Raw genomic sequence first — 25,641 nt, 5'->3', positions numbered from 1 at the left:
CTTTTTTTATGACTTTATGTTTTGATGTATTCAGTCCTTAAAATCATGCGATAGAGGTCATCTATGCAGAACCCAACTTCAGCTGATATTCAACGCGTTCGCGAATTTCTCCTCGACCTGCAAGCGCGTATTTGTGCAGGCTTAGAACAACGAGAATTAGAGAGCGGCGGCACTGCTCATTTTGAGATTGATGATTGGGAACGCCCTGAAGGCGGTGGCGGCCGTTCACGCGTTTTGCAAAATGGCACCGTGATTGAAAAAGGCGGAGTGATGTTTTCTCACATCAACATTTCCAAACTGCCTGCCTCTGCAACTGAACGTCATCCACAAATTGCCGGTGCAAAAGCACAAGCCTTGGGTGTGTCTTTGGTGATTCATCCGAAAAATCCCAATGTTCCGACCTCACATGCCAACGTGCGTTTGTTTGTGGCAGAGCCTGAAGGACAAGATCCGGTGTGGTGGTTTGGTGGCGGTTTTGACTTAACCCCCTTCTATCCAGATGATCAAGACGTGTTGGCCTGGCATCAAAAAGCCCATGATCTTTGCGCGCCATTTGGTGACACGGTTTATGCAGAACACAAAACCTGGTGTGACGACTATTTCTATTTAAAACATCGTGATGAACAACGTGGTGTGGGTGGATTGTTCTTTGATGATTTAAATCAGTGGGATTTCGAAACCTGCTTTAAATATATTCAAGCCGTCGGTAATGGTTACTTAGAAGCGATCTTGCCCATTTTCCAGCGCCATCAAAATCAGCCCTATACCAAAGCGCAACGCGATTTCCAACTGTACCGTCGTGGTCGTTATGTGGAATATAATCTGGTGTATGACCGTGGTACCCTGTTTGGTCTGCAAACCGGTGGGCGGATTGAATCGATTTTAGTCAGTATGCCGCCGCTTGCCGCTTGGTCGTATCGTCCGGAATGGAATGAAGATTCGACTGAAAAACGCTTGACTGACTATTATTTAAAACCGCAAGAGTGGTTGACTGAACTTCAATAATTACAAACACCTTTAAAATGTTTAATCCCTTTTTCCATTTTTGGATAAAGGGATTTTTTTATATTAATCCATTTCCTTGAATTTAAAATCAACCAATCCAGAGCAATAAAAACCATCAAATCAATATTTTATATTAAAAAAAAATTATCCTATTTCGTTCATCTGTACGCTACAGACATATTTCCTTACAGCACAACACTCTGTAGATTTTATAAAATCGTTTAAACTGATAAATTCAAGTTACTATTCACATATATTTAAAAAGCACCTATCAATTAAAAAAATCGTGCTTCAGGAAGTCAACAATGTTAGATAAAATTTTAAATCATAAGGTGATTCTGTTTTGGTCCATTTTCATCATGATCCTGTGTTCCATCATTATCACCCTATCATCTGAAAATACCCTGTCCGATAGCTTATCGATTACGTTTACTGTATTTGCAGGATTTGCCCTGTTTTTTACCGCAGCAATGTGGCTAGAAGATATGGTTCACGAAATCTGTAATCCTTAATTTTATTTCAGTTATTTCAGCCCGCTTTAATTTTTTTAAATTTAACCCATTACTTTTATAGCTTGTTCACTTTTATTTTATCCCTTCTTCCGACTTTAGCCCGTATTTTATCCCTTCTTCCGACTTTAGCCCGGGTTAAAAATCACGTATATTGAATGCCATTTCCGCACATGGGCCTTGTGAAATGAGCAAACAATTCGCGGTGGTTGGTCATCCAATCGAACAGTCACGTTCGCCAGAACTTCATCATGCTTTTGCACAAAAGACAGGTATTGACCTGAATTACAGCAAGCGCCTGGCTCCCCTAGATGGTTTTGAGGCCAACATTAAGACATTCTTTGCCGAGGGTGGCATAGGCCTGAACGTGACTGTGCCTTTTAAGGAACAAGCCTTTGCACAATGCCAAGTCCTGACTGAACGGGCCAAAATTGCCAAAGCGGTGAATACCCTGTGGATGCAAGATGGCCAACTGCATGGTGATAATACTGATGGTCAAGGTCTTGTCGATGCGATTAAGGCTCTGGATTGGAACCTGGAAAATGCTGACCTTTTAATTATTGGTGCAGGCGGTGCAACACGTGGCGTGGTCTACCCTTTGGTTCAGGCAGGCGTGAAAAAAATCGTGATTGCCAATCGCACCCTTGCCCGTGCCGAGCAACTGGTTGCCGATTTAAAAGATGCAGTTCCCCAAGCCACACTTGCTGCAATTTCTTTAAATGATTTGGCCGGTGAGTTTGATCTTGTCATTAATGCCACATCTGCCAGTCTAAGTGGCGATGCCCTGGTTTTGCCTGAATCTTTACAGTTTAAACAGGCCTATGAAATGGCCTATGGCAAACCGTCCAGCTTTTTAGACCAAGCCAAGGCTCGCGGTATTCCAACCTCAGAAGGTTATGGCATGCTGGTGGGGCAAGCAATTGAATCTTTCTCGATCTGGAATGGGATAAAGCCTGCCTTGAAAGATTTTCTATAACAATTTGAAATAAAGTGATTGAAAAGAAGTAAATACTTGCTTCTTTTCAACATTACCCAGAAAAGTGTCTTTGAATTGGATTTAATGACATCAAAATTCATTCACTGAAACTCATGGAAATTATTGAAATATTCACCTATCCAAAATTCGATATATCTACTAACACTCTAATTTAATTATTATTTAACAGATCTATTTTCATCAAACGTATTAAAAAAGTGAATCAAACCGTATAATCAGTTACATTAATAACTAAATTTATCTACTTATAATTCGCCTTTCTGACATTTTTCCCAGGCTACACCATCAATGTATTTTGATGAACAATGTGAATAATCAAACTATCGATTCGGATAATCCAAAACTATTTCTAAATTAGGATTAACACTATGCCAACTTATAAAGCTCCTTTACACGACATTCGCTTTTTAATGAATGAAGTTTTTGATTACCCAGAACATTATAAAACTTTATCGAATGGCGAAGCTGCCGACCCTGACACTGTAGATATGATTCTTGAAGGTGCAGCAGATTTTTGTGAAAACGTACTCTCTCCTTTAAACCAGTCTGGTGATGAAGAAGGCTGTCATTTTGAAAATGGCGAAGTTAAAACGCCAAAAGGCTTTAAAGAAGCTTATGACCAATTCGTGCAAGGTGGCTGGCAAGGTCTGTCTTATCCTGAAGAGTTTGGCGGTCAAGGCTTGCCAATGTCGCTTAACCTGATCAAATCTGAAATGATGGGCACAGCGAACTGGTCATTCACCATGTATCCAGGTTTGAGCATGGGCTGTATGAATACCATCATGCAGTTCGGGACTGAAGAACAAAAAAATACCTATATGCCGCATTTAACTGCGGGAACTTGGTCAGGCACCATGTGCTTGACTGAGCCGCAATGTGGTACAGACTTGGGACAGGTCAAAACCAAAGCTGAACCACAAGCGGATGGCACTTATAAAATTACCGGGACCAAAATTTTCATCTCGGCAGGTGAACATGACCTGACTGAAAATATTGTCCATATTGTGCTTGCCCGCCTTCCAGATGCGCCAGCGGGAACCAAAGGTATCTCTTTATTTATCGTACCTAAATTTACCCCGAATGCTGAGGGTGGCATAGGTGAACGCAACCCTGTGACTTGTGGTTCAATTGAACACAAAATGGGAATCCGGGCTTCAGCGACTGCTGTTTTGAATTTCGATGCTGCGACAGGTTACCTGATTGGTGAACCACACAAAGGTTTGCATGCCATGTTTACCTTTATGAACACTGCACGTATTGGTACAGCAGTTCAAGGTATTGCTCATGCAGAGTTGTCTTTCCAGGGTGCATTGCCGTATGCCAAAGAACGTATGTCTATGCGCGCTTTATCAGGCAAGAAAGACCCTGAGCAAGTGGCAGATGCAATCATTCATCATGCTGACGTGCGCCGTATGCTGCTGACTCAAAAATCCATTGCTGAAGGTGGTCGTGCCATGATTTATCATGCTGCACAGCTTGCTGACAAAATGACCGATGCGCTGACTCAAGGCGACCAGGCGAAGTTTGAAGAATATGATGACAAACTGGGTTTTTATACACCAATTCTAAAAGGCTTCTTGACTGAATTGGGCCTTGAAGCTGCTAACCACGGTATGCAAGTGTTCGGTGGTCATGGCTATATTAAAGAACATGGCATGGAACAGATTGCACGTGATGCACGTATTGCGACCTTGTATGAAGGTACAACAGGCGTTCAGGCACTTGACCTGATTGGCCGTAAAGTTCTGCTTTCATCTAAAGGTAAAGTGGTTCGTGACTATACTGCTGAAATCTTGCGTTTCTGCGGTCGTCATGCACGTAACAAATACATGCGCCGTTTTGCATGGGACTTAACCAAGATTTGTGCACAATGGAACGCTTTAACTGTACGCATCATGCTTGCAGCACGTAAAGACCGCGACATCGTCTCTTCAGCTTCTGTAGATTTCTTGATGTTCTCGGGCTATGCGATGATGGCTTACTATTGGGCGCAACAAGCTGCAGTCGCTTCTGAGAAATTGGAAGCGGGCAACGGCGCAGAAGCGCCTGAATTCTATAAAGCAAAAATCAAAGTTGCCGATTTCTACTTCGAGCGTATATTGCCGCGTACCCAAGGTCATGCTGAAGCCATGGTTAATCCATCAAAAACCATGATTTCTCTAGCACCTGAACATTTCAGCTTTGACTATTAATCTTTAAAGTCTGAACCAAAAAAAGAGCACTGCGGTGCTCTTTTTTATGCGCTACAATAATCTCAATGCAAGATCAATTTCCAAAGGCATAGAATAATAAAAAACCAATCTGCTAGCCTTGAAGATGAAAAAATTATTTTCGTTTCTGAGTCGCTTTTATCAGAGATATAGTGCATCTATTCCTCTCAATAGCCATCATCTTGAACAAGATTTTGATTCTACTGATCCCGCCAACTTGGGTGATGCTAACCAGCCCATTACATTAATCAGAACAGGACGGGGAAATGATCATATCCTTCAGGGATTGGCGCTTGATCACCGACACAAGTTTTTGTACACCACGCACGTTGAGGGCCTTCCTGAACAAGGCGTGATTAATAGATTTAAGCTAAACAGCTCCAATTTATGGTCTGCACAAGATGCGCAAAAACCCTCTGCGCTTATTGGTCATCAAGGCATTGTCGTCGATCCACAGAGTGACTTTATTTTTGCTTCTGCAGGAGCCGGAATTGCCAATAAAGGCTGGTATATTCTCAAGTTTCAATATATGCCCAATGCTGCGCCCAGTCATACCCAAGTCATTCAGGTATTTGATAAAACATACAATAAAATTACCAACACCATGCCTTCGATTACACCGGATGGAAAATATCTGCTGGTGCGAGGCAATAATCATAAAATCAATGTCATCCGTATTTTTAAATTAAATCTCATCACCGAAAAAAACTTAACGGATATTCGTTTCTTGTACGAAGATGAATGGCCGATTGATTCAGCTTTCACGCATGACAACTCTGCATTTCAAGGTCTGAGCACCGATGGAACTTATGTATATTTATTAGGTGGAAATAAAAATAAAGGCCCTAAACGAATTTATGTTTATGACTTAACAGGCAAGCTGGTTCAAAAAATGGATCATGTAACACTCGGTCATTTTGATAGTTTGTCTAATCATGCCATTCAATATTGGGAGCCAGAAGGCTTAACCGTAGATAGCCAAAACCATCAGCTCTACATTTTATATAGCATAGGAAATACCGGGCAGTTCCTGGGCCGTATCTATCGAATGGCAATTAACCTCTAATAACAACCCCCTAAAGAATAAATTTAATAAAAGCTGAATATTCTTAATAAATTGGGAATTTAAAAAAGAGTAAAGTCGCTTAATATTTTCATCTTAAGTTATTTAGCTACACTTTATCTCTAATCATGAAAATTCATTCCATTTCCACCTAAGATATATTGATTAGATATTTATGGTACTTTGTAAAAATTATGAAAGATTTATGAACAAATAGAATGAATAAACAATCATTTAACCTTTAAATCTAGTTTAAAACAATTCTAAAAGAATGACAAATATCACATTAATATAATTTGACACTTTTACAAAAGCCCTATAGGTAAGTCCACGGAATCTACACAAACTCCCCCTATGATGACCTCATTGAAAAATTAAGGGCATCGCCATGAAAAAAATGATTTCTACACTGATGATCGGTCTTATTGCTGCAACAGCGACTATGTCTGCAATGGCAGCTCCATCATTTGATCATAAGCATTCATCCGCTCCACATCATTTTAATAAAAAACCAATACCACCTAAATATGGCTTGCACCATGGGCCTCAGCATAAAGTGCCAGCGCATCACTTTAAAAAAGTAAGCCATAAAGCACCGTTCCATCATGACATGAAACATAACGTAGGTCCGCATCACAAAATGCCACCTAAACATCGTTAAAAAAAAGAGCGCTTCGGCGCTCTTTTTTATTAAACTCAGGATTTCGGTTTCACACTGCATAAGTGATCGAAATTCTGATTTTTATTTCCTATCTTTTATTTTATAAAATTGATACACATCAATGCCATTCATAACCTATGCTAAATTTGAAACTCATGTTTTTGCCAGCTAATCATGCAATTGATGAAATAGAACAGCTTTGGTGAATGATTAAAGTTCTTAGTTCTTTTTAAAGCCTTACCTGCATTATTAAAGAAACTCTTCCAATACCGAATTTAAAAACACATGTCCCTGTTCTGTACAAGACAAACGGTTTTGATCTTCAACCATCAATTGACGTGAACGTAAAGAATTTAAAAGTTCATCTAAATCAGCCAAGTTTAAACCTGTACGCTCATGATAAAGTTTTGCTTCCACACCATTATTTAAACGTAAGCCATTCATCATAAATTCAAACGGCATATCTTCATCTTCAATGCGCTTCAATTGTAAATGCTCTGCCGGCACTTTGGCTAAATAGTCTTTCGGTAAACGGGTTTTCTGAAAACGATAGACACCATCAGGCCGTGTCACTTTACCGTGGGCCCCTGCACCAATTGCCAGATAATCGCCAAACTGCCAGTAATTTAAATTATGTGCAGAGGGTTTTTCCTTACGCCAAGCCGACACTTCATAATTCACAAAACCATTGGCCTTTAAATAAGCCTCGCCCTGTTCCTGAATATCTTCCAAAACCTCTTCAACAGGTAAAACGGGTTGAGTACGGAAAAACACCGTATTCGGCTCAATAGTCAACTGATACCACGACACATGGGTTACGCCATTTTCCACAGCCAATTTTAAATCCAGTAACGCTTGCTCTAAGCTCTGTTCTGGCAAGCCATGCATTAAATCGACATTGATGCGTTCAAAGCCGGCATCGCGGGCTAAATGAATGGCATTGATTGCATCATCGTTACTGTGAATACGACCTAATTTTTTCAAGTGATCCGTATTAAAACTTTGCACACCAATGGAGAGGCGGTTAATTCCTGCCTCTAAATATCCTGCAAAAGGATCATGTTCCACTGTTCCCGGATTGGCTTCCAAGGTAATTTCACAGCCATCTTCAAAGGCAATAATGCTTTTTAGTTGATTGAACAACCACACATAACCTTTGGCAGAAATCAGTGACGGCGTACCGCCACCAATAAAGACACTATGAATCTGGCGACCTTGGGCAAAATCGAGCTGGGTTTTAAAGTCTGCAACCAAAGCCTGCAAATATTTCTGCTCTAAATCTAGAGACAGTTTCCCATCGGGTACAGCGTGCGAATTAAAGTCGCAATACGGACACTTCCGCACACACCACGGCATATGAATATATAAAGACAATGGAACAAGCGCAGGATTTAATTCAGCCAAGGAATAAGCTCAAAGCAGCAAAAAACAGGAAATATATTTTAACATGACTGCATCAAGACGCTAAGGAATACTGGCAGTGATTGTTTTAGACTGAGAAAAACTCAACAAGAATACATACTTAATATGATGAAAATATCCAGTCAAATGCTCTTGCTGTTACCACTTGCGATGGGAATCGGTATTGCGATGAGCCTGCAAAATGCCTTAAATAACCAATTACGCGAATATTTACATTCTCCATTGCAAGCTGCCCTTTTATCTTTTTTGGTTGGTACAATAGTGCTTGCCATACTGGTTTTTTTTCAATCCGCAGAAAAACCTAATTTTGCAACTTTAATCCAGATTCCCTGGTTTCTCTGGTTAGGCGGTTTTTTAGGTGTGTATGCCATCAGTTTGAGTATTTATGCCGTACCTAAACTGGGTTTTCTTATCCTGACCGGACTGGTTATTTTCGGGCAAATCGCCATGTCGATGTTACTGGATCATTTTGGCTGGTTTGGCGCTGAAAAAACCCCGATTAACTGGCAACGTCTTTTAGGAAGCTTGGTCATTTTCATTGGTGTAATGCTCACTTTGCAACGCTAAAGATCATGATCTTTATTAATAAATAATGAGTATTTTTTGTGTCTAATGTCACTGCTTTAACGACAACAACCCGCTTTGAATTAAAGCAACTCTTTCATTTGATGATTCCCATTTTAATCACACAATTTGCCCAGGCAGGTCTGGGGCTGATTGATACCATTATGGCGGGACATCTCTCCCCAACAGACCTTGCTGCCATTGCAGTCGGGGTCGGTTTATGGATTCCGGTGATGCTGTTATTCAGTGGCATCATGATTGCAACCACGCCTCTGGTTGCCGAAGCCAACGGGGCGCGTACTCCTGAAAAAATTGCCACCATTGCACGGCAGTCACTTTGGGTGGCGTTTATTTTAGGTATTATTGCTGCACTGATTTTACAGGTTATGCCGTTCTTATTGCCTGTTTTGGGCGTACCTGAAGCCTTGCTGCCTAAAGCTAGCTTGTTCTTGCATGCTATTGGATTGGGTATGCCGGCAGTGACGATGTATGCAGCGCTACGTGGCTACTCGGAAGCACTTGGCTATCCACGCCCGGTTACTGTCATTAGTCTGGTTGCACTGGTCGCACTGATTCCCCTGAACTTTATTTTTATGTATGGCTTAGGCCCGATTCCTGAACTGGGCAGCGCAGGCTGCGGGTTTGCTACGGCTATTTTGCAATGGCTGATGTTTATTGCTCTGGCAACTTATGTGTTTAAAGGTACGGCTTACCGCAAGACCCAAGTCTTTGCCGCATGGGAAAAAATTGATCCGTATTGGGTAAAACGAATTTTGCAGCTCGGTTTCCCGATTGGCTTAGCGATCTTTTTTGAAGTCAGTATTTTTAGTACCGCAGCAATTGTTTTAAGTCCTTTGGGCGAGACCTTGGTGGCAGCACATCAGATCGCCATTTCTGTCACCTCTCAATTATTTATGATTCCGATGTCACTTGCGATCGCACTCACCATTCGTATTGGCACTTATTATGGTGAAAAAAACTGGCTGGCAATGCGTAAAGTCCAGTTTCTGGGATTACTGACCGGCACGATTTTAGCAATTGCCACCATGGCATTGATCTGGTTCTTCCGGCCTGAAATTATTTCGATTTACACTTCTGATTATGACGTGGCACAAGTGGCGATGTATCTGTTGTTATTTGCAATTGCCTACCAGTTGATGGATGCATGGCAAGTCAGTGCTGCAGGTTGCCTGCGTGGCATGCAAGACACTAAAGGTCCAATGTGGATCACCATGATTGCCTACTGGGTCATTGCCTTCCCTGTTGGACTTTACTTGGCACGCTTTACCGAAATGAAAGCCGCTGGCGTTTGGGTCGGCTTGATTGTGGGTTTAACGGTTGCCTGTGTGCTGTTACTGACCCGTTTATTTATGATTAACAATCGGATCAAAACTGCTTAAATAGCTCGATCTCATTCCTTTTCTCATGAAAAAGGGATGAGATAAATAACAAAATGAATAAAAAATAATCACAATCACTTCATCCATTTAAGCTTTAAAAAATGTTTTTAATGCTTAAAATCGAACAGTAAAAACGCAGCTTTTAACAATTTAAAGTAGGCAATATGGAGTTTAGCGCCTATGATCATTGAAACCCATCTTTGATGATCTTGAGGAATATCGCATGGCAAAAACGGCTAGCACACCCGGTCGTCGCTTTATGAAACTTGCCAGTATGACGGCGAGCATTGCAACTAAAACCGTCTCAAATTCGATCAAAAATTTTAATGCCGATGAAGAACAAAAAAATGCTTCGCGCAGTAAACTTTTTCAGGATATAGGTCTGCAAATTGCGGATACCCTGGGCGAAATGAAAGGTGCGGTCATGAAAGTGGGGCAAATTGCGTCACAATATAAAGATATCTTTCCGCCAGAAGTGGCTCGTGCCATTAGCAAGTTACAGCGCCAAGCCCCTGCGATGCCTTTTGCTGAAATTAAAGCTCAAGTCGAAAAAGAACTGGGTAAACCGCTCAATCAAATCTTCAAGCACTTCGATGAACAGCCTTTTGCTGCCGCGTCTATTGGACAGGTGCATAAAGCTTTTCTGCCCAATGGCCAGCAAGTGGTGGTCAAGGTGCAATATCCGGGGGTTGATGAAGCCTGCGAAAGTGATCTGAAACAAGTGCGTTTGGCTTTACGCTTAATGGGTGTGCTGAAAGTTGACCGCAAACTGCAAGATCGACTGTTCAAGGAAATTCAGGAAAGTTTGGACAATGAATTGAATTATGAAATTGAAGCGCAAAACCTGGACGTTGCGCGTACATTTCATGAAACGCTAGACAGTAAAATTATTATTCCCCAAGTGTATAAAGACTATTCATCGCGACATATTTTAACCTTGAGCCTAGAACAGGGTGAAAGTATTGAAACTGCCAGCAGCTGGTCTCAAGACACCCGCAATGAACTGGGTCGCCGTTTGTTCCGCGCCATTGGACAAGAGATTTTCTATTTAAAACGTTTCCATTGTGACCCGCATCCGGGCAACTTTGCCTTCCGTGAAGATGGCACGGTAATTATTTACGATTACGGCGGTGTAAAAACATTATCCGGTGAAACTGTGCAGCACTTTAAGCATTTGGTGCAGTCTGCCCGTGAAGGCAATATTGCCGAGATGGAGCAACATTTGGATGCCCTGCATGCCATTTCAGAACAGGGGAAATTCCCGGCTGAACTTTATAATCAATGGTTGGAAGTGCTGATGCGTCCCCTCACCACGATGTATGATTTTGAAGAAAACTCGGCACATCATGATGGTATGGAACTGCTTAAGCCTTCGCTCAAATACTGGGATGTATTTAAACCTTCGCCAGAGACATTGATGGTGAATCGTACAGTTTCAGGTCATTACTGGAACATGATTCATTTAAAAATGCATGACAATCTGAATGACCTGTTTGATGAACTGGTGCCACCGCGTCATTAAACTCTGCATAAAACCCAAATACGGCTCCTGATTTGGGTTTTATTTGCCAAAGTAATAGTTATGTTATAACATAATATTATTAACAGCCACTATTAACAATAATTTTGGAGTCCATCATGCGCGCCAACATCCATCCAGAATATCGTGAAGTTTTATTCCATGACACCAATGCAGATGTCTATTTCATTATTGGCAGTACCTTACAAAGCCAGCAAACTAAAAGCTATCAAGGTCAGGACTACCCTTATGTGACTTTAGATGTCTCAAGTGCGTCTCATCCGTTTTATACCGGTGAACAACGTCAAGCCAGCAATGAAGGTCGTGTGGCAAGTTTCAATAAACGTTTTGCGCGTTTCAAACGCTAACATGAACTTCATATTGTTTTAAGATTTAAGCGTTAGTCTTAAAACTTGAAAAGCCCAAGTCTATTCCTCCAGCTTGGGCTTCTTTTTATATTTTAATTTATCTTTATATTTTAAAACTATTCAGATTTATTTAGTCTGTAACAGGCATTGGAACAGATAAAAACCCAATGCCAAAAATATTACGCCTACAAGTACACTGGAAATCACATAGCCCAAAGCAAGTGTGGTTTGACCATGTTTTAAGAGTTGAAAGGTTTCCAGACCAAAACTTGAAAATGTGGTGAAGCCTCCCAAAATACCAACCATCAAAAACAGCCGCGCTTCATTTTGCAAGCTCGGAAATTTTTGGCTATAGGCAAAGAAAATACCGGCCAGCAAGCAGCCAAAGATATTTACCCACCAGGTCGTCCACGGAAACATGCTTGTCGGTTTAAGCAAAAATACCCCTGCGCCATAACGCAAACTTGCGCCAATTGCACCGCCCATCGCCACCAGTAACCAGCTCATTTATTTTGTCCAATATCGGGTGTATATAACATGTCTTATCTACACTACCCTGTTTTCGTTGAACAATACTTTTGCATGAATCTGTATTTTTTACAAAGAAATAATGCTGAATAAAGCACATAAAAATTGTTATAGTCTTGCGGTTAAATTCACTATTTCTATGGATTGAGAAAATTATGGCTCAAGATTTATTGGCACAGCTTCAAGCAGGCGAAGCGAAATTTGCAGATGTAATTGCATATATTGAAGCCGGTTATAGCCACACGCCAACCGCATTTAAAAATGGACAACAAGCCAATGCTGCCACTGAGAATCAGGGCAGTGTCAAAGTATTTTCTTTTGCTCAATTAAATGGTTTAGATCAGGCACAAACTTTAAGTTTATTCGCTGAACATTATGCTGCTGTATTAGCGACCCCTGATGCAACCGATCACCAGAATATTCGCCAGTTTATGCAAAATGGCTGGGATGGCATTCAGTTCGAAGGTCAGGCTTTAACTGCAAAATAACTTTATATCTAAGTCTTGGCATATAAAAAAGCCCGCTTTATTAAAGTGGGCTTTTTTTTGTCTCTCCCTGGCAAAAAAGAGAACTAAAAAAAGAGGACTTAAAAAACAGATTAAATCAGGAAACCCTGACCCGACACGACCATTCATCAATGGCCTTCTGCTCCCACTGGCGAGCATGTTTCACGTGAATCCATTCTTCACCAGGTTGGAGTGCAGTAAAACGAAACAATTTTTCGCCTGCTACACCGACCATCGCTTGCTGACTTTTAAGCACATCTTGCCGATAGATTTCTTCGACTTTCAAGATATTCTGCGGCTTAGCCACTTGCCAAAGATAAGCTGTCGTCGGGTTCTCTGGCAGGGTTAATTCCAGCGTTTGTCCTACATCCATTTCCAGTAAAGTCGGACATTTGTGTGTGAGTGAATAGACATGGGTTTTTCCATCCACTGTTGGACTCATGCTGCTACACCCGACAATCGACAACCCCAATATTGCAGCAAAAACTATCGCTAAACCTTTCATCCTAAACTCTTATAAATTTTTGAAAGAAATTAACTTTTTACTTTTTCAATCCACTGAATTGAACTGACGCGGAATAATTCGCATGCGCCATCGCCGGTGTCTGTTGGGGTTAATGATGAGGTCCAGACCAAATCTTTATCTTTAATTTCAACCAACTCGCCTTTTAAACGCACCAGATCACCCCGTTTTACGTTTTTAATTTGTTTGGCAATTTGTGGGTTTGCAGGAATGATGTGCATATTCGAGACCATCTGCATGGCTTGCTCTTTCGGCACAGGCAGGCGATCAATTTTCCAGTTTAAATAGCGGTCATATTGATTCACGGAAATGTGTCGTGCAATTTCAGGTTCAGCAAATAGGCCCCAGCTCACCGCATAATCAATCGGTGAAAACTTGGCCTGCTGATCATGCGCATAAATTTTCGAGCCTAAAATCCGAAAATCACCCTTAAAAGTTTGCAGCTTTTTAATGGATTGATCTTTAGAAAGCGGTGCCAAACCTTTCGCAATATTATAATCGACAGATGCGCTGGCACTCACTTGTAACATACTGCTTGCAAGTAAAGCACTGAATAATAATTGTCTAGTCATCTGTGTACCTCAAAACGAATTTCTTTATTTTCAACTTTTATCTTAAGTCATGAAACTTAAATCACCATATGGACTTGGTAACAATATAGATATATTCAGTCACTTTTTTGTCTTATTAATTGACTGAAATATCTATTAAACTAACCACCTATAAAGAAAAATTAAGCAAACAATGATTTATAAATTTTATCAGCAACATATTTTCCCGCATTTGCTCAATCAGGTGATGCAAACACCCAGCCTGATGGATCAGCGCCGCGAATTACTACTCCCGATTTCAGGTCAAGTTTTGGAAATTGGTTTTGGTACAGGCGTAAACCTGCCTTTTTATCAAAATGTCGATACGCTATATGCCCTCGAACCGAATCCGGATATTTATCAACTTGCTATCCAGCGCGTGCATGAAAGTGCGATCCATGTCCAGCATGTTCAGGCCAGTGCAGAAAAGCTGCCTTTTGCCGATAACAGTATCGAGCACATTGTCAGTACCTGGACGTTATGCAGTATTGAAAATTTACCGCAGGCTTTGACTGAATTGCACCGTGTGCTGAAACCGAGCGGTACTTTGCATCTGGTTGAGCATGTTCAGTATCAGGACAACAAAACCCTTCAACATTTGCAGAATTTACTGACCCCAATTCAAAAGCGTTTGGCGGATGGCTGTCACCTAAACCGTAATATTGAACAAGCGCTGTTGGATGCAAATTTCAGCTTTAAAGAGCAACATTATTTTGATGCGGCGGGTATTCCCAAAATTGGCAGTCTGATGTTGTTTGCCCGTGCTGAAAAAGCATAAGGGTTGAATTGACTTAAACTCAATCCTCTGCTCGAAAATCTGTTACCCAAATTAAGTGTGAAAGTGTATGAATTAAAATTCATTAATTATCATTAAAGTCCATTAATCATCAAAGTTGATGCGAACGGTTTCAAAACGCACACGACCTTGGGCAATGGCCTGAGCAATTGCTTGCTGTCCTTTGGTGAGTCGTGCCCCGCCACTTTTAATATCAATCAATACCACTTCAATATCTTCAGCTCGACCTTCACCGTCGCGTAAGTCGGTATAACCGTCAAATACCACGTAATCGACCGGATCACCCAAGAATTTGGCATCACTGGGCAAGTATTGAAATTCGGGCATAATTGGAGCCAGCTGCTCTGCCATTTTACCTTTTAACACCGCCCGACTGGTATTCACACTACGCTTTTGCGCACTGGTTAAAGCCTGCTGATGCTCCAGCTCTAGCTCGGCAATATACCGTTCATACTCTGCCTTGACCCGCCCATTACGAGTATTGCTTAAAATCAGGGTGGTTAACACGACCCCTATACACGCACCAATTAACATTGCCATCCAGATGGACATTATTTTTTCCTAATCCAAAAAAGTACCGCCACATGGGTCTTTAAGACTTTTGTCATGTGTCATATTCGTCGCATCAAACAATGATATGCTAGGACTGAGCAGTATAAAATCGTCAGGGTCATGAAAACAATCTTAATTGCAAATCAGAAAGGTGGATGTGGCAAAACCATTACCGCAATCAGCCTCTCTGCTGCGTTAGCACAAAAAGGTTACCGTGTTGCATTGGCGGATGCCGATAAGCAGAAATCAACTTTGCAATGGCTTAAACACCGCCCTGAAGATGCTGCCCCGATTCAAAGCCTGGACTGGCGTCCGGGAAAATCCATGAATAATGTGCCTAAAAATTTGGAATATCTGATTATAGATGCGCCCGGAGCACTTTCTGGTGAACATTCAGAACAGCTGATTGGTGAAGCTCACGCCATTATTACCCCATTACAGCCCTCATTTTTCGACATCGATAGTACGCGCCGTTTCTTGAAGCATTTACACGACATCAAGCGTATTCGTAAAGGCAAAGTACAGATTTTACTTTTGGCCAATCGGGTTAAAGCCAACAGTGCCAGTACCAAAGAAATTCAGGAATTTTTCAATAAAATTGAACAACAACCTGTCGCCTGGATTTCTGAACGAAGCGCTTATAGTCAACTGGCCATGCAAGGTTTAACCATATTTGATAAAACGCAAAAAAACTATTTAAGCATGCAAAATCAGTGGCAACCGGTTCTAAATGCCATTATTGATGATCCGACCAAATGGTTTTAGGTTCATCTAGGCCATGCCTTCGCACCTAGAAAGCAGAGTTGTTTATTCATTATTCACTAGAACTTACTCGGCTTTCATTCTCGCGAGCTTTTTTTTCAGTTAAGATGGCATGGACCTTAGAAACAAATCAGTGAATGCAGTGCAACAGTACGCGCCAACATTACAAAAAGTATTATTATTTGGATTGTTTTTCATCCTCCTTTTCTTGAGTTTTAACGTCCTCAAATATTTTATTGTGCCTGTACTTTGGGCAGCTATTATTGCTTATATGACCTGGCCTTGGTATCAATGGATTTATCGCAAGACTGGCTCACGTGCCATGCTGAGTGCGACCATTATGATCACCCTGATCATTTTGCTGATTGGCATTCCGCTGACCTTCGGTATTTTCATGCTGCAGCATGAAGGTCGAAATTTATATTATGAATTGCAAAAACAGGTGTTCTCGGGTCATTTAAATGTTCCGCAATTTATTCGCGATTTACCGTTTATAGGCAAGGAAGTGAATCGCACCTTACATGACATCAATACTGACCCGAACAGTATTGTGCAAACGGTTTCCAGCTGGATTCAAGGTCATCTCAATTACGGTCGTTTCGTTTTAAATGAAATTGGTAAAAACATCGTTAAACTGTGTTTTGCCGTATTGTCACTGTTCTTTTTTTACCGCGATGGCCAAACCATTCTGAACCAGGTCAGCAAAGCCTTGGAAATGATTATTGGTCCACGTGTCCATCATTATTTAGATACCATTTCTGAAACCACGCGTGCTGTGGTGTATGGCGTAGGTTTAACCGCAGTGGCACAGGCTGTTTTAGCCGGTTTAAGCTATTTTGTTGCCGGTGTGCCCAATCCGATGGTACTCACTATCGTCACCTTCTTATTGGCGCTGATTCCATTTGGAACACCACTGGCTTATGGCTCAGTCGCATTATGGCTGTTCTCGCAAGGACAAACTATGGAAGCCATTGGAGTGATGGTCTGGGGTGTCTGTATTGTCAGTACTTCGGATAATGTGATTCGTCCTCTGGTGATTTCGGGTGCCACACAAATTCCCTTCTTGCTGATTATGTTCGGGGTATTGGGCGGTATTGCGAGTTTTGGTCTGGTCGGTCTGTTTATTGGTCCAGTGATTCTTGCAGTCTTGCTGGCGATTTGGCGCGAATGGCTTCATGAAACCAATGAAGTGGGGCCATTCATGCTGCCAAAATCCACCATGGCCTATGATCTTGACGATGATAAAGACCTATCCAATCCAGATCAAAGCTAAGCTTTAAGTTTAAGAAACTCATACATTCAAATACTTAATCCTTATTGAATTGCATCTGATGCCTTGTTTGAATGGTCAAGGTCATAATAAAACAAAAGGATGTAATTCAATGTCGTCTTCACTGTTCAAATTAACGACGCTCTGCGCCCTTGCAGGTGTTGCAATGCTAGGCTGTACACACTCCCCGACCTCATCTACAAATGCTGAACATAAAGCCACTGTTCACGCCGTGTCTGCTCAAGGCGTAGGTAAAGAAATTGGTACCATTAAGTTCAAAGACAGCCCAGCAGGTTTAGTCATTAATACTCATTTATCTGAACTGCCACCCGGCCCTCACGGTTTCCATATTCATGAAAAAGGTTCATGTGACCCTGCTGAAAAAGATGGAAAAATCGGGGCTGCGATTGCAGCGGGCGGTCATTTCAACCCGAATCAGGCACCGCATCACGGCACACCGATTACTGGTCATTTAGGTGATTTACCGCTGTTAAATGTCGATGCTCAAGGTAACGCTAAAGTCACTTTAGTGGCACCTCGCTTAAAACTGGCCGATGTTCAAGGCTTGGCAATCATGGTTCATGCCGGTGGCGATAACTATGCGGATCAACCTAAACCTTTAGGTGGCGGCGGAGACCGGATTGCCTGTGGCTTAATTCAATAATTATTCTTCAAAAACATCAACAAAAAGCAGGCTTAATGTCTGCTTTTTTTGCTCCCTAAATTGCAAAATAACTCAAACAAATCCCGCAATTAAAACGATCATAAATTGACAGCACAGCGAAAAAAGCTCACGCTATATTCACAATAATTTATCTTTAGAAAAAACGTGAATAGCCTGAAAGATTTGCTTCAACGCTTTAAATCCAATTCCATTCTGATCTATTGCTTCCAGATTTTTATTGTTCTGACGGGCACAACCTTAGGCTTGCTGTTTTTAGGTTATGAAGCCTTAATTGTTCCGGTAACCTTAGGTGCTATTGCCACGGCTCTGACCGATTTTGATGATCGCCTAAGTATTCGCCTGCGCAATCTGGTCTATGTCTGCATTCTGTTTTTTGGCGTCAGCAGTATTCTTGAATTTCTCTATCCCTATAAACTGCTTTTTATTCTGTATTTATCGCTGTCGAGTGCCGCTTTTATTTTAATGGGCGCTTTGGGGCAGCGTTATGCCACCATTTCTTTTGGCACCATTTTATTGTCCATTTACACCATGTTTGGACTGGGTGAATACAGCGAATGGTACCAGCAGCCGAGCTATTTCGTGCTGGGTACAGTGTGGTATGGACTGACTTCAATCATCTTTTATTTACTTAAACCGACTCAGGCCGTCCAAGACAATTTGGCTGCCAACTTCAATGCCATTGCTGCATTACTGCTTGCTAAAGCCCGTCTGTTTGACCCGGATAATACCGACAATATTGAGCCACTCCTGTATGAACTTTCCTTAAAAAATAGCGAAGTAGTACAAAGCCTGAATACCACCAAGGCCTCTTTACTGACCCGTTTAAAAGCCTCTCGCGCCAATAAAAATACCATTTACTGGCTGAATCTTTATTTTCTGGCGCAAGACATTCATGAACAGGCGACCTCCAATTATCTGCATTATGAAAATATTCATAAAAACTTTAGCCGTACAGATCTGATCTTCCGCATTCAAAAGAATGTAAAACTGCATGCTTTATCCTGTCAGAAACTGGCGCGAGATATTCTCAGCCATCAGAGCTATCAGTCGAATCCGGATACAGATATTGCCATTGCCAATCTGGAAAGTTCCATTCAATTATGGATTGAAGAAAATCCGCAGAATCTGGAAGTGAAAAATCTGCTGCTGATTTTAAGGAATTTGAAAAAAATTCAGGAACAGTTCATCAATTTAAGTCATGAGCAAAATAACTATCGTCAAAACTACCTTCAGCATCAGGAAAATATAAATCTGCTCGACGATGATATTCATGATGTGCCCGATTTATGGCTGAAACTCAAACAGCATCTCACGCCTCATTCAGCGCTATTTCGTCATGCGGTGCGCATTGCCTTTGTTTTTGCCGTAGGTTATGCCATCTCATTGCTGCCATTTGCCAAAAATGGTTACTGGATTTTACTCACCAGTTTATTTGTCTGCCAGATCAGTTATTTCGCCACCAAAAGCCGTTTAAAACTGCGTACTTTAGGCACGATTTTAGGGGTACTTTTAGGCATTCCGGTTTTATATTTTGTTCCGAGCATTGAAGGACAACTGGTGCTGACCATTATTTCCGGGGTGTATTTTTTCTATTTACGTTCCAAAAAATATGCCATGGCAACGCTGATGGTCACTTTAATGGTTTTACTGATTTTCAATTTAAAAGGTGCCGGTTATGCCATTATTTTACCGCGGATTGTCGATACCATTTTAGGCTGCTTAATTGCATGGTTTGCAGTCAGTTTTATCTGGCCAGACTGGAATTTCCGTAATATTTCCAGCACCATCAAAAAAAGTAACCAGGCCACTTTGGACTATTTCGATGCGGTGGTGAAGCAGTACCAGTTCGGCAAAAACAACAGTCTAGATTACCGCCGTGCCCGTCGTACCGCACACAATGCGCAAATTGAACTGTCGAGCATGATTTCCAGTTTAAGTACCGAACCCAATCCCAATCAGGCGCTGATTCATTCTGCCTTTCGCTATCTGGTCTATAGCCACAGTCAACTCAGTTATGTTTCAGCTTTGGGCAGTCACCGTGAACAGGTAACGGATGCGCAAGTGCTAGATTTAATGCTGTGGTGTAAAGACACATTGTTCGCCGTGCTGTTACAGCAACAGCCTTTAGCTGAAGATAAAATTCAAGATAAACTTCAAGAAATTAAACAGATGAGTACGCAGGAAAATCTGTCTGAAGATTTATTATTGGTACTGAAACAAATCAGCTTATTACTGGAAACACTGCCTGAATTATTGAAATTAAGAACCGAGTTATGGGCACAGGAAATTAAATAATCCGAGTTAAACAGTTGGATATAAGTGATTGATATATTTTATAAATATATTTATTTTTAATTCCCTGCTACTGCAATATTCAGTACACTCATGCTTGATTCTGATTAATTTAAGCATGAGCATGAATATTCAAACTTTACGTATCATTGGTCTTTTGGAAGGAATTTCCTTTCTGCTGCTTTTGTTTATCGCAATGCCGATGAAATATATGCTGGATAATCCGGTCTTGGTGAAATATGTCGGCATGGGGCACGGCGTACTGTTCATGCTGTTTTTAATCGTGTTGTTTACGGTATGCGAAAAACAGAAATGGTCAATTTATATGTTTATTCTGGGCTTAATGGCATCCATTCTACCGTTCGGCACTTTTGTTTTCGATCGGAAATTAAAAACTTTTCAGCAGCCAATTGCTGAGTCCAAGATATAGTTTCTAATTAAAGAGTTATTCCCTTTTTCAGCAAATAATAATGTTCCCTTTCCTTCTAGAAGAGGTTGTTTATTCAATTTGTAATTTTATTTTTTGATAAAGCGATCTGATCTTGAATAGAATGCTTGGAAAGTGAGTTAAACAAATTCCCTCACCCCAGCCCTCTCCCTGAGGGAGAGGGAGTATTTTTTATTAAAAAAATATAAAGACATTAATTTCAAACCCATATGTTCCCTCTCCTTTTAGGAGATGAGCAGCGCTGCTGCGCAAGGGAGAGGTCATTTTACAATCTAAATAAACCTTCATCCCTTGCAGGATATATTCCTCGTCTCCCACAGGGAGAAGGTGCTTTTCTCTTTTTAAATGGTAAAGAGCTAAAACCTTCCCTGCTCTACCCGTTCTTTTAAAATCTGTTTCAGCATGCTTCGGGGAAAACTAAACCATAGCACGATTAAAACAAAACACGCCACGCTATATGCCCACAAATGGTACTGTTCATACATCACCCGCACCAGTTCAATAATAATAAAGAAGCTGAACATCAGCAGCATCGACACGGCTGCTGCAACTGTGCCTTTGGATACTTCTGATGACATCAGTGCAAAACGGTAAAGCACCGAAAAACTAATCCCTTCACCAAAACTGATTAAAGTCATGCCTGCAATCAAGCACCAGATCAGATAATCCGTCCAAATCACACCGGCAATTAAAACCACTGTTCCCAGCAACATAACCGGTAAACCAATCAATACTGATTTACCCAAAGCCAGTTTGTCGATAATTTTGATCAACACGATATTGCCGAGGATTAATCCACCCAAGACCGGAAATTGTGCCAAGCCATATTGCATGCTGCTAAAGCCCAATTCTTCGACCAATATTACAGGTGAAAGTGCAATCCACAGCATCAGCGGCATACTGACCATAGGTAGTGCCAAAGTCATGCCTAAAAAACGTTTATTTTTATAGACCTGTTTAAAGTCATCCAGCACATAACTCAGTGGCTGTTTCGGAATGCTTAATTTGGTGTCCGGCATTTTGGCGTTTAAACCAAACCAGCTTAAAAAAGCCAAAAATGCGATACCAATAAAGCCCCAATGCCATGACACATGATCAATCAGGAAGGCACCGACCACAGGACCGAGCAAGGGTGCAAGCAAGGAAATATTTGCCATCAGCGCCATGACTTTAATCGCGTCACGTTCTTCAAAAGTTTCCTGAATAGCGGCATAACCGACAGCGGTGATTACAGTTAGACCGATCCCCTGTAAAAAGCGCAGCGCTAAAAAGCTTTCAATATTTTGTGTGAATAAAATCAGTAAGCAACATAGTACAAAGAACAGCACACCCGAAAGTAATACTTTTCTGCGTCCCAAACGGTCGGACAATGGACCCAGTAACCATGCCACGCATGCCCCACCCAGCAGGTAAAATGACATGGAGGATGGTGCCCATGAACTGCTCACGCCAAAGTCTTTGGTAATGGCGAGCATGGCGGGTTGAACCAAGTCGTTGCCGATATAGACGGAAAATTCAAACAGGACCAATGCCAATGGAAACATGAGCGTGGCACGGTTTAAGGTGGTGGTTTGAACTTTTTGCATTGTTTTTCTACATAGGGTTATAGGCTTGCGGGACGAAATACTATTTTTAGGGAGATCAGCATTCGCCCAATGACAAGCATTGAGTATTTAAATTAAATTTTGAAAATATATAAAGCAATAAAAGGTTAAGAGCATGATTTTTAAGTCATGTTTCATTCATAAGACAATTAGATTTCAAAGATGGGCACTCAAACAAAAACACCTACTTGGCTGAGTAGGTGTAGTTTAGCAGAGGCAGTTTAAAGCGTCGATCAAGCTTTAAAATTCAACTGAGATTTTGCTTCATTTTCAGAGATTCTGCCAGAACTTTATTTACTTCAGCTATTAACTTAACCTGTTCAATTGAAACATCATTGAAATTTTTGATATTTGATGAGTCATTATAAAGTTCCTGTCCAAAGAAGCGATCAGCAAGAATTTTACGTAATTCAAGTCGATCTTCATCTTTAAACTCACGTGCATATAAAGGGAATGAGGCGAGTTCAGTACCTAACATTTTTGCTTTATAAGCTACTTTTCGATGCTTAGAAGATTCTCGAGTTAAATACCAAGCAGGTGTTGTTAAGCTAAAAAGCATCAACGTTTTTAATAAACTGTCCCAGCCAAAAGGAATATAAATATAAGAACTATCTCTCAAGTGATTCCAATTTTGAATTGATAAATTTAGGAATCCAAGTAATAGGAATGCACCTATCACAGCGAAAATTAATAATGCCCAATTTCTATATTTGTCTGCTAACAAAATTTCTTGGTCAGAAATATTATCATATAAACTCTGTATCTCAGAGTTGCTTCCTTTATCAATCAACTCATTTAAAAAGCTATTTTTATTCTTTATTTCTTGAATAATATTTTCAGCATCTTGTGCTAATGATTTTATTTCTTTATTTTCCTCGACTACTTTTTTAGAAGTATGAGTGATAATCTCCATTTCCTTTTGTAAGGATTGAATTTCTTTTTTAAAACTTTCCACGTTATTAGTAAGGTAATAATAATTTTTAAACTGTCTTAAAAATTTCCTTAAATTTTCCGCTGAATTTTTGTCTATATTATTAAAATCTTTAATATCTATATTTTTTAAGTCATCAATTAAAATTGAAGATATTTTCTCTAAATTAGATAGAATTTGATTAATTTTTTCTTCAGCACTATGATCATATAAATAATATAAATCACTTAGTTGAGCTAACCAATCTATCAATATTCTTTCATTTGGTAAATGATAAAAATATTCCCATTCATTATTAGCATTATCTATATTTTTGTAAAAGTTATTTAGATTTTCAAAATTGATTAAATTAATCCCTGTATTAGACAATACATATAATTTCTCATGAATTTCTCTAATTATTTCATTGATTTCCAATTGATTCATATTTCCCCCAAACGTAAAAAAGCGCATCAATCGATACGCTTTTTATGAGGCATCACAGCCTAATTTTCAACTATAAATCAAATATTTATTAAGAGCATTTTGCTTTTTGAAAAGACTTGGTATTTTTGCTGCGCATACATTGATACTCAGCTTGCGTACCTGTTTTCTTCCAGTCACCATCTACATTTTTAAAACTGTACGTGGTACGAATCGAACGAACGGAATCATCCCTTAAACCTGTTTCGGTTACTTTTACCTGTGCAGCTGTTGGTGACTCAGCACTGTTAAAGTATTGACGAATCTCAACCGTTGCCGAGTCCTTACGCAAATCAGGTCTTTTTTTCAAGACTTGCTGCAATGGCGTACCGGATGAACCAAGATTCACTTTAGAGGCTAATTTTTGGGTCGTTGCACAGCCCGACATTAACCCTAAACAAATGACTGAGGCAGAGAGTAGACGTAACATTGGGAAATCTCCCCCATAAAAAAAAGGCACTGCATCCATGATGCCATGCCTTTTTTTCTGACTCGATAACAGTTATGTAGTCATCGGTAAAACAACTTATAGATCAAATATTAAAGATCGAATAATTTACCTGGGTTCATAATACCGTTTGGATCGAATACCTGTTTCAAAGCTTTCATGTAACCAATTTCTTCTTCAGAACGGGTGTAATCAAGATATGGCTTTTTGGTCATACCCACGCCGTGTTCCGCAGAAATCGAACCGTCATATTTTTTCACGGTTTCGAACACGTATTTATTTACCACCTGACATTTGGCAAAGAATTCATCTTTACTTAAATCAGCAGGTTTCAAGATATTCAAGTGCAAGTTACCGTCACCAATATGACCGAACCAGCAGATTTCAAAGTCTGGGTAGTTTTCAGCAACAATTGCATCAATTTCTTTAATAAATGCAGGAACGTGAGTAATCAGTACTGAAATGTCATTTTTATATGGTGTGAACGGTGCGATCGATTCAGAGATATCTTCACGTAAACGCCATAAGCTATGCACTTGGTCCAGGTTTTGGCTCATTACGCCATCAAGCACCCAACCTTGTTCCATACAATGCTCGAAGATTTCCATCGCAGCATCCATGATTGGTTCAAATGGCGCTTCAAATTCAAGCAATACATAGAAAGGACAAGCCGTTTCAAATGGACGTTGTACATGACCATTGTCCAGCACTTTCTGCATTGCGAGTTCACCAAAGAATTCGAATGCAGTTAAATCGATTTTCTTCTGGAATGCGTGAAGTACCGGCATGATCGCATCAAAGTCAGGCACACCCAGTACCATCACTTGTAAATCATGCGGTTGACGCTCAAGCTTAATTTCAGCTTCAGTGACTAGACCTAAAGTACCTTCACCACCAATGAACAAATGCTGTAACGCATAACCGGTCGCGTTTTTAATCATGCCTTTGTTCAGGCGCAGGATGTCACCTTTACCTGTCACGACAGTTAAACCCAGTACCCAGTTACGTGTCATGCCGTATTTAATCACTTTAATACCGCCTGCATTGGTACCAATATTGCCGCCAATGTGTGAAGAACCTGAAGATGCAAAATCGACCGGGTAATACATGCCCTGATCGGAAGCATAATTCTGCAATTGTTCAGTCACTACACCGGCTTGCACACGGACCATACGGTCTGCAGGGAAAAACTCAAGAATCTGGTTCATCTTTTCCATGCTAACGACAATTTCACCGTTCGATGCCACAGCACCGGCAGATAAACCGGTACGGCCGCCAGATGGGGTAATCGCAACATTAAATTGATTTGCCAGTTTTACAATCTGTTGCACTTGTTCCGTGCTAGATGGAAAAACGATGACCGATGGATTTGGATCAAAATGTTTCGTGTGATCTCGACCCCAATTTTGAAGGCTATCCGCATCAGTTTTAATGCGGTTTTCACCGACAATGGCTGTCAATTGGTTTAATAACTCAGGTGTTAAAGCGACTGGAGCATTCATCGTTTGCAGACCTAGCAAGAAATA

At 40.7% G+C, this 25,641-nt stretch carries 26 protein-coding genes; 17 read left to right on the top strand and 9 right to left on the bottom strand.

Annotated features, from left to right (window positions below; translation table 11 throughout):
• Window positions 1-63 precede the first annotated feature (63 nt).
• The 6 genes from hemF to ACU0NF_RS01840 all read left to right on the top strand — a co-directional run bounded on the left by hemF (window position 64) and on the right by ACU0NF_RS01840 (window position 6,445).
• A complete protein-coding gene (gene hemF, locus ACU0NF_RS01865; protein ID WP_445659954.1) occupies window positions 64-1,005 on the top strand; it encodes an oxygen-dependent coproporphyrinogen oxidase in 942 nt (313 codons plus the stop codon).
• Window positions 1,006-1,310: 305 nt separating this feature from the next.
• Window positions 1,311-1,517 carry a hypothetical protein gene (locus ACU0NF_RS01860; RefSeq protein ID WP_445659953.1) on the top strand — a complete coding sequence of 69 codons (207 nt, stop codon included), beginning with the start codon at window positions 1,311-1,313 and terminating at the stop codon, window positions 1,515-1,517.
• Window positions 1,518-1,701: 184 nt separating this feature from the next.
• Window positions 1,702-2,490, top strand: coding sequence for a shikimate dehydrogenase (gene aroE, locus ACU0NF_RS01855; RefSeq protein WP_445659952.1), 789 nt, complete (start codon window positions 1,702-1,704; stop codon window positions 2,488-2,490).
• Window positions 2,491-2,879: 389 nt separating this feature from the next.
• The gene (locus ACU0NF_RS01850; protein ID WP_445659951.1) at window positions 2,880-4,703 is read left to right on the top strand and encodes an acyl-CoA dehydrogenase C-terminal domain-containing protein; all 1,824 of its coding nucleotides are present in this window, start codon (window positions 2,880-2,882) and stop codon (window positions 4,701-4,703) included.
• Between the two features lie 124 nt (window positions 4,704-4,827).
• Entirely contained in the window at window positions 4,828-5,787 is a 960-nt protein-coding gene (locus tag ACU0NF_RS01845) for a phage baseplate protein (protein ID WP_445659950.1), read from the top strand.
• Window positions 5,788-6,172: 385 nt separating this feature from the next.
• Window positions 6,173-6,445 (top strand): hypothetical protein, encoded by a 273-nt coding sequence (locus tag ACU0NF_RS01840; RefSeq protein ID WP_131383343.1) that lies wholly within the window; start codon window positions 6,173-6,175, stop codon window positions 6,443-6,445.
• Window positions 6,446-6,694: 249 nt separating this feature from the next.
• Here ACU0NF_RS01840 and hemW read toward each other — a convergent pair whose 3' ends face one another.
• Window positions 6,695-7,849, bottom strand: a complete 1,155-nt coding sequence (gene hemW, locus ACU0NF_RS01835) for a radical SAM family heme chaperone HemW (protein WP_445659949.1) — start codon at window positions 7,847-7,849, stop codon at window positions 6,695-6,697.
• A 123-nt stretch (window positions 7,850-7,972) separates the two neighbouring features.
• Between hemW and ACU0NF_RS01830 the strand changes: the two genes are divergently transcribed.
• The 4 genes from ACU0NF_RS01830 to ACU0NF_RS01815 all read left to right on the top strand — a co-directional run bounded on the left by ACU0NF_RS01830 (window position 7,973) and on the right by ACU0NF_RS01815 (window position 11,718).
• The gene (locus ACU0NF_RS01830; RefSeq protein WP_445659948.1) at window positions 7,973-8,434 is read left to right on the top strand and encodes a DMT family transporter; all 462 of its coding nucleotides are present in this window, start codon (window positions 7,973-7,975) and stop codon (window positions 8,432-8,434) included.
• A gap of 38 nt (window positions 8,435-8,472) precedes the next feature.
• Window positions 8,473-9,831: an MATE family efflux transporter gene (locus tag ACU0NF_RS01825; RefSeq protein ID WP_445659947.1), complete on the top strand. Its 1,359-nt coding sequence runs from the start codon at window positions 8,473-8,475 to the stop codon at window positions 9,829-9,831.
• A 223-nt stretch (window positions 9,832-10,054) separates the two neighbouring features.
• A complete protein-coding gene (locus ACU0NF_RS01820) occupies window positions 10,055-11,353 on the top strand; it encodes an ABC1 kinase family protein (protein ID WP_445659946.1) in 1,299 nt (432 codons plus the stop codon).
• A 116-nt stretch (window positions 11,354-11,469) separates the two neighbouring features.
• Window positions 11,470-11,718 (top strand): type B 50S ribosomal protein L31, encoded by a 249-nt coding sequence (locus ACU0NF_RS01815; protein ID WP_131320131.1) that lies wholly within the window; start codon window positions 11,470-11,472, stop codon window positions 11,716-11,718.
• Between the two features lie 126 nt (window positions 11,719-11,844).
• On the opposite strand, the gene crcB is transcribed toward ACU0NF_RS01815, so the two are convergent.
• Window positions 11,845-12,225 carry a fluoride efflux transporter CrcB gene (gene crcB, locus ACU0NF_RS01810; protein WP_445659945.1) on the bottom strand — a complete coding sequence of 127 codons (381 nt, stop codon included), beginning with the start codon at window positions 12,223-12,225 and terminating at the stop codon, window positions 11,845-11,847.
• A gap of 176 nt (window positions 12,226-12,401) precedes the next feature.
• Between crcB and ACU0NF_RS01805 the strand changes: the two genes are divergently transcribed.
• Window positions 12,402-12,734 (top strand): HopJ type III effector protein, encoded by a 333-nt coding sequence (locus ACU0NF_RS01805; protein WP_445659944.1) that lies wholly within the window; start codon window positions 12,402-12,404, stop codon window positions 12,732-12,734.
• A gap of 115 nt (window positions 12,735-12,849) precedes the next feature.
• Here ACU0NF_RS01805 and ACU0NF_RS01800 read toward each other — a convergent pair whose 3' ends face one another.
• Complete coding sequence (locus ACU0NF_RS01800; protein WP_284067351.1) at window positions 12,850-13,257, bottom strand: protease inhibitor I42 family protein; 408 nt, start codon at window positions 13,255-13,257, stop codon at window positions 12,850-12,852.
• Window positions 13,258-13,286: 29 nt separating this feature from the next.
• Window positions 13,287-13,847 carry a hypothetical protein gene (locus ACU0NF_RS01795; protein ID WP_284067352.1) on the bottom strand — a complete coding sequence of 187 codons (561 nt, stop codon included), beginning with the start codon at window positions 13,845-13,847 and terminating at the stop codon, window positions 13,287-13,289.
• A gap of 172 nt (window positions 13,848-14,019) precedes the next feature.
• Between ACU0NF_RS01795 and ACU0NF_RS01790 the strand changes: the two genes are divergently transcribed.
• A complete protein-coding gene (locus tag ACU0NF_RS01790) occupies window positions 14,020-14,643 on the top strand; it encodes a class I SAM-dependent methyltransferase (protein WP_445659943.1) in 624 nt (207 codons plus the stop codon).
• Window positions 14,644-14,745: 102 nt separating this feature from the next.
• Here the strand turns inward: ACU0NF_RS01790 and ACU0NF_RS01785 are convergent, their stop codons facing one another.
• Window positions 14,746-15,213, bottom strand: a complete 468-nt coding sequence (locus ACU0NF_RS01785; RefSeq protein WP_445659942.1) for a Holliday junction resolvase-like protein — start codon at window positions 15,211-15,213, stop codon at window positions 14,746-14,748.
• A gap of 120 nt (window positions 15,214-15,333) precedes the next feature.
• Here ACU0NF_RS01785 and ACU0NF_RS01780 point away from each other — a divergent pair, with 120 nt between their 5' ends.
• The 5 genes from ACU0NF_RS01780 to ACU0NF_RS01760 all read left to right on the top strand — a co-directional run bounded on the left by ACU0NF_RS01780 (window position 15,334) and on the right by ACU0NF_RS01760 (window position 20,652).
• Entirely contained in the window at window positions 15,334-15,978 is a 645-nt protein-coding gene (locus ACU0NF_RS01780) for a ParA family protein (RefSeq protein ID WP_171535406.1), read from the top strand.
• Between the two features lie 139 nt (window positions 15,979-16,117).
• Window positions 16,118-17,248, top strand: a complete 1,131-nt coding sequence (locus ACU0NF_RS01775; protein WP_171535412.1) for an AI-2E family transporter — start codon at window positions 16,118-16,120, stop codon at window positions 17,246-17,248.
• A 109-nt stretch (window positions 17,249-17,357) separates the two neighbouring features.
• Window positions 17,358-17,909 (top strand): superoxide dismutase [Cu-Zn] SodC, encoded by a 552-nt coding sequence (gene sodC / locus ACU0NF_RS01770; RefSeq protein ID WP_445659941.1) that lies wholly within the window; start codon window positions 17,358-17,360, stop codon window positions 17,907-17,909.
• Between the two features lie 165 nt (window positions 17,910-18,074).
• Window positions 18,075-20,225: a YccS family putative transporter gene (gene yccS, locus ACU0NF_RS01765; RefSeq protein ID WP_445659940.1), complete on the top strand. Its 2,151-nt coding sequence runs from the start codon at window positions 18,075-18,077 to the stop codon at window positions 20,223-20,225.
• Between the two features lie 121 nt (window positions 20,226-20,346).
• Entirely contained in the window at window positions 20,347-20,652 is a 306-nt protein-coding gene (locus ACU0NF_RS01760; RefSeq protein ID WP_445659939.1) for a DUF3817 domain-containing protein, read from the top strand.
• Window positions 20,653-21,026: 374 nt separating this feature from the next.
• Here the strand turns inward: ACU0NF_RS01760 and craA are convergent, their stop codons facing one another.
• From craA to ACU0NF_RS01740, 4 genes are all read right to left on the bottom strand, one after another.
• Window positions 21,027-22,256, bottom strand: a complete 1,230-nt coding sequence (gene craA, locus ACU0NF_RS01755) for a chloramphenicol efflux MFS transporter CraA (protein ID WP_445659938.1) — start codon at window positions 22,254-22,256, stop codon at window positions 21,027-21,029.
• A 265-nt stretch (window positions 22,257-22,521) separates the two neighbouring features.
• Window positions 22,522-23,631, bottom strand: a complete 1,110-nt coding sequence (locus tag ACU0NF_RS01750) for a hypothetical protein (protein ID WP_445659937.1) — start codon at window positions 23,629-23,631, stop codon at window positions 22,522-22,524.
• 88 nt (window positions 23,632-23,719) lie between these two features.
• On the bottom strand, window positions 23,720-24,097 hold the full coding sequence (locus ACU0NF_RS01745; protein ID WP_445659936.1) for a hypothetical protein: 378 nt from the start codon (window positions 24,095-24,097) through the stop codon (window positions 23,720-23,722).
• 110 nt (window positions 24,098-24,207) lie between these two features.
• Entirely contained in the window at window positions 24,208-25,617 is a 1,410-nt protein-coding gene (locus ACU0NF_RS01740; RefSeq protein WP_445659935.1) for an FAD-binding oxidoreductase, read from the bottom strand.
• Window positions 25,618-25,641: the final 24 nt, after the last annotated feature.

This window comes from Acinetobacter sp. F16, from assembly GCF_052712855.1.
This window is presented reverse-complemented; position numbering and strand designations above follow the sequence as displayed.